The organism is uncultured Rothia sp. (assembly GCF_937976295.1).
GTDB lineage: Bacteria > Actinomycetota > Actinomycetes > Actinomycetales > Micrococcaceae > Rothia.
Genome location: NZ_CALJRY010000139.1, coordinates 1 through 4,893 on the forward strand (window position 1 = coordinate 1; position 4,893 = coordinate 4,893).

The 4,893-nt window shown below is 57.9% G+C and carries 6 protein-coding genes; all 6 read left to right on the top strand.

All coding sequences use genetic code 11. The features are described from left to right. Window positions 1-145 precede the first annotated feature (145 nt). Window positions 146-424, top strand: a complete 279-nt coding sequence (gene secE, locus Q0216_RS03580) for a preprotein translocase subunit SecE (protein WP_298592985.1) — start codon at window positions 146-148, stop codon at window positions 422-424. 104 nt (window positions 425-528) lie between these two features. Continuing rightward, window positions 529-1,275, top strand: a complete 747-nt coding sequence (gene nusG / locus Q0216_RS03585) for a transcription termination/antitermination protein NusG (protein WP_012903012.1) — start codon at window positions 529-531, stop codon at window positions 1,273-1,275. 265 nt (window positions 1,276-1,540) lie between these two features. Continuing rightward, the gene (rplK, locus tag Q0216_RS03590; RefSeq protein WP_005504870.1) at window positions 1,541-1,969 is read left to right on the top strand and encodes a 50S ribosomal protein L11; all 429 of its coding nucleotides are present in this window, start codon (window positions 1,541-1,543) and stop codon (window positions 1,967-1,969) included. 137 nt (window positions 1,970-2,106) lie between these two features. Beyond that, window positions 2,107-2,802: a 50S ribosomal protein L1 gene (gene rplA, locus Q0216_RS03595; RefSeq protein WP_005504876.1), complete on the top strand. Its 696-nt coding sequence runs from the start codon at window positions 2,107-2,109 to the stop codon at window positions 2,800-2,802. A gap of 314 nt (window positions 2,803-3,116) precedes the next feature. Beyond that, the gene (locus tag Q0216_RS03600) at window positions 3,117-4,091 is read left to right on the top strand and encodes a TDT family transporter (RefSeq protein ID WP_298592987.1); all 975 of its coding nucleotides are present in this window, start codon (window positions 3,117-3,119) and stop codon (window positions 4,089-4,091) included. A gap of 101 nt (window positions 4,092-4,192) precedes the next feature. After that, window positions 4,193-4,893, top strand: a 701-nt coding sequence (locus Q0216_RS03605) for an ABC transporter ATP-binding protein (RefSeq protein WP_298592989.1), incomplete at its 3' end; no start/stop codon positions are given.

The window sequence follows — 4,893 nt, forward strand, 5'->3', positions numbered from 1 at the left end:
GGTGGCTCAATTGGTAGAGCAGCGGTCTCCAAAACCGCAGGTTGCAGGTTCGAGTCCTGTCCGCCCTGCTTTTATTGCCTCAATACCATCTTTGTACGCCCGTTCCCCGGGCGTACTTTTTTAGACTCAGAAAGGGGCAGAAGAAATGGCATCGTCTGCTACCGCCGAGAAGGCTGTTAAGCCCGGCGCATCGTCGAAGAGCGATAAGAAGCTCGGTTTCTTCGGCCGTATTTTTGCATTCCTCCGTGAAGTTATTGCGGAGTTGAAGAAGGTTACTACTCCCACCGGACGCGAACTGGTTGGTTACTTCTTCGGAGTTCTGTTCTTTGTCACGGTGATGCTCCTGCTTATTTCTGGTCTGGATTATCTTTTCGGCCAGGGAGCATTCTGGATTTTCGGTAACGGAACGATTCAGCGTAACTAGTACTGGCTGCATCCTTAATCTGGGTGCCCCATCAGTGATTTCCCTCAGCGTGTTGGTGAGTGGGAGTTCCCTCTAGATGATTAACGATAGAAAGTAGGAGCGACGTGTCCGAGCAGGAACTGGTATCCGAGATTGAAGAGGTCGAGGTAGCCGCTGCTGAGGCTACTGAGGAGTCTGCGGCTATTGAGCAGCAGGCTGAGGAAGCTACCGAGGCTGTCGAGGTGGCTGAAGCAGCTGCTGAGGCGGCTGAGGAAGTCGACGCTCTGGAAGAATTCAAGTCCAAGCTGCGCCGTCAGGCGGGCGACTGGTACGTGGTGCACACCTACTCCGGTTACGAGAACAAGGTGAAGACCGGTATCGAGACCCGTATCCAGAACCTGGAAGCTGAAGATGAGATTTTCGAGGTTCAGGTTCCCATGGAGACCGTGGTTGAGTTCAAGAACACCGTGAAGAAGACCATCCGCCGCGTGCGCGTCCCCGGTTACGTTCTGGTGCGTATGGAACTGACCGACCACTCGTGGGGCGTTGTCCGCCACACCCCCGGTGTGACTGGCTTCGTGGGTCAGGATGCGTACAACCCGGTCCCGCTGCGCATGGACGAGGTCTTCGACATGCTCCTGCCGGTCTTTGAAGAGCAGCAGCAGAGCCAGGGCCTGCCCGTTTCCAAGCCCGTTATCGAGTCCGACTACACTGTGGGCGAGAACGTCCGCGTGAAGTCCGGTGCTTTCGAAGGCATGGACGCTACCGTTTCGGAGATCAAGGGCGAGTCCCAGCAGATTGTCGTGATGATTTCCGTCTTCGGCCGCGACACCCCGGTGACCTTGAGCTTCACCGAGATCGAAAAGATTTAACGCTTCTGGCGTGTGAATATGAGCCTCGCACTTCGGTGCGGGGCTCATATCTGTGTTGGCGGTATAACCGGCGGCGGCTGTGCGGATGGGGTTTACTCTTTCTGCTAGCTGGCGCTGGATTAAGTCGCTGATTAACGCTAGAATGTTGGTTTGTGTATGCGCATGTCACGCTTTCATGCGGATGCACGGGTGACCGCGCCACGGTCACCGTCTTGCCGGCGTACGCTCCTGTGCGTCGGTTCCCAGCTAAGAAAAGGACCCTACATTGGCTCCCAAGAAGAAGGTCACTGGCCTCATCAAGCTGCAGATCCAGGCAGGCGCCGCTAACCCGGCTCCCCCCGTCGGCCCCGCACTGGGCTCGCACGGTGTGAACATCATGGAGTTCTGCAAGGCATACAACGCTGCAACTGAGTCGCAGCGCGGTAACATCATCCCCGTTGAGATTACCGTCTACGAGGATCGCTCCTTCACCTTCATCACCAAGACCCCTCCGGCTTCCCAGCTGATCAAGAAGGCTGCTGGCGTTGCTAAGGGCTCCGCTGTTCCTCACACCACCAAGGTTGGTTCGCTGACCGAGGCTCAGGTGCGCGAAATCGCTGAGACCAAGATGCCCGACCTGAACGCAAACGACCTGGATGCTGCTTCCAAGATCATCGCAGGTACCGCTCGTTCCATGGGTATCACCGTCGAGTAATTTCGGTTCGCCGAATAGCCGAGTAATCGGCACCGTAGATTTTTCTACACAGAACTTGTAAATGCCCGTCGTATGGACGGGATGTGGCAGAGCCGAGCGCGGCTCACGAGACCACAACTGCATAAGGAGAAAAGCAGATGGCAAAGCGCAGCAAGGCGTACAAGGCAGCTGTAGCCAAGATTGAAGAGGGTAAGCTCTACACCCCCGCTGAGGCAGTTGCCCTGGCGAAGGAGACCTCTTCCACCAAGACCGACGCAACCGTTGAGGTTGCAATGCGTCTGTCCGTTGACCCCCGTAAGGCAGACCAGATGGTTCGCGGTACCGTGAACCTGCCCCACGGCACCGGTAAGACCGCTCGCGTGGTCGTTATCGCAGCAGGCCCCAAGGCTGCTGAGGCTGAGGCAGCTGGCGCTGACTACGTTGGTTCCGACGAGCTGATCGCAAAGATCGCTGGCGGCTGGACTGACTTCGACGCAGCGGTTGCAACCCCCGACATGATGGGCAAGGTCGGCCGCCTGGGTAAGATCCTGGGTCCCCGTAACCTGATGCCGAACCCCAAGACCGGTACCGTGACCATGGATGTTGCAAAGGCTGTTGCAGACATCAAGGGCGGTAAGATCGACTTCCGCGTTGACCGTAACTCCAACCTGCACTTCATCATCGGTAAGGCTTCCTTCACCGCTGAGCAGCTCGAGGAGAACTTCCAGGCAGCTCTGGAAGAGGTTAACCGTCTGAAGCCCTCTTCGGCTAAGGGTCGTTACATCTCCAAGGCAACCGTTGCTACCACCTTCGGCCCCGGTATCCCCGTTGATCCGGCTGCCGTTGCTGCCTAAGGTATGCACCTGTAGCTTCTAGCATGTAGCTAGTAGTCGCCCCCGACGTTTAGGCGTCGGGGGCGATTTTTTTGTGCATGATTTTGTCTGTGTGAAGATTCAAAACACAGCGTGAAGATTCAAGACATTGCGTGAAGATTCAAGACATTGCGTGACCGGCGTCAGTTAAAGTGCGTCATGAACTTCCAGTTTTTATAGGCTTAAAACGTAGAATGAACTCCTGGCCGTGGTTACCCCGGCACCTCTAAAACCGATGGCGGAGGAAGCCCAAACGCTTCCTATTCGCTCCCAATCTATGACGAGAGATAAAACCCATGTCTTCTTCTACCCAGAATGCGCAGATAGCCCGTCGAGGCCTTAGCGTGCCGGTCAATTATTTTGCGGTGGCGCTGGGTACCGGCGCATTGGGTGCTGCTTGGCGCACCGGTGCGTCGAAGGGAATGGCGCCCGATTGGGTGGGCGAGAGCATCCTGGCTTTTAACGCCGTGGTGTGGTTGCTCCTTATGGGTTTTCTGGTTCACGCGGTGGTGAAGTACCGTGCGTGGGTGCGTGGTTTTTGGGAGCATCCGGCGCGTACCTGCTTCTTTTCGCTGATTCCGGCGACGACGGCGCAGGTGGGTGCGGCTCTCTACCCCTATGCTGAGGTTCCGGCTCTGACCCTGGTTGTGCTGGGGGCTGTGGGTCAGCTGTATTTTGCGGCTCATCGTATCGCCGGCACGTGGCGTGGCGGGTATGCGCCCGAGGCGGCCTCGCCGGTGCTGTATCTGCCGACGGTTGCGACGAACTTTGCGACTGCCACGGCGATGGGTTTTGTGGGGTGGCGCGATATGGCGATGCTCTTTTTCGGTGCGGGCCTGATTTCGTGGTTCAGTATCGAGGCTGTGATTCTGAGCCGCTTGCGCACCCTGACCCCGCTGGCAGTGGGAGAACGCGGCGTGATTGGCATTCAGATGGCTCCGCCCTTCGTGGGGGGTAACGCCTACCTGGCGGCTAATGGCGGCACAGTGGACTGGGTATTCCTGGTGCTGACGGGTTACGGCATTCTGCAGCTGATTTTCCTGATGCGTTTGCTCCCGTGGGTGCTTGAGGGTGGTTTCTCGATGAGCTTGTGGGGCTTCTCGTTCGGTATGGCTTCCATGGTTGCGAGCGGTATTCGCTTGACGGCTGCTGGTTCGCTGGGACTGGTGGGTCCTGTTTTGACGGTGGCGGGTACGGCTTTCCTCATCTTCCTGTGGGCGGGCACGCTGCATCTGGCGCTGAAGGGGCGTTTGCTGGTGCGCCCGAGCTAGGGCGCTCACATGAGACTCAGGTACGAGGCTCGCGCACCGTTTTATGACGGCGCTTATCTTCTGCGCCCGTGCCGGGTGTGAGTTTCGGCGATAATGGGGGAATGACTTCTGCATCCCACTCTTCTGCCGCGGCGGAGCCTTTTGAGGGCCTGCGCATTCGAGGTGTCGCTAAGACCTTTGGCGCCGATACGACGGTTCTGAATGAGATTGACCTGGATGTGCACCCCGGCGAGCTGATTTCCCTCGTGGGTTCTTCGGGCACGGGCAAGTCCACTCTGCTGCGCATTATTGCCGGATTGGAGGAGCCGAGTGCGGGACGGGTGACCTATGCTGGTCAGCCGCTGGAGCGCGGTTCGGTGGGTGTGGTGTTTCAGCGCCCTATTCTGTACCCGCACTTGAGCGTGAAGGACAATATTCTCTTCCCGACCCGGCTGGGCGCGTTTGCCGGTCGGGTTGATATGGACTACTACCGTGAGCTGCTGGAGGCGTTGAAGCTTGAGGGTTTGGAGTCCCGCAAGCCTTCGCAACTGTCGGGTGGTCAGGCGCAGCGTGTGGGTATTGCGCGTGCTTTGATTCGTCGTGCTCCGGTGGTTCTTTTTGATGAGCCGCTGGCGAGTGTAGATGAAGAGATGAGCGCGAGTATCCGCGCGGATATTGTGCGTCTGCACGAGCGCTACGGTTTTACGGGCCTGTACGTGACCCATGATCAGAATGAGGCGCTTATGCTGGGTCAGCGGGTGGCGGTTATGGATGCCGGTTACCTGGTGCAGGTGGATACTCCGGAGCGTCTGCTGGCGCATCC

Excerpts from the sequence above, each read along its gene's own strand:
- rplA (WP_005504876.1), top strand. The coding sequence starts at position 2,107 with ATGGCAAAGCGCAGCAAGGCGTACAAGGCAGCTGTAGCCAAGATTGAA.
- secE (WP_298592985.1), top strand. The coding sequence starts at position 146 with ATGGCATCGTCTGCTACCGCCGAGAAGGCTGTTAAGCCCGGCGCATCG.
- Q0216_RS03600 (WP_298592987.1), top strand. The coding sequence starts at position 3,117 with ATGTCTTCTTCTACCCAGAATGCGCAGATAGCCCGTCGAGGCCTTAGC.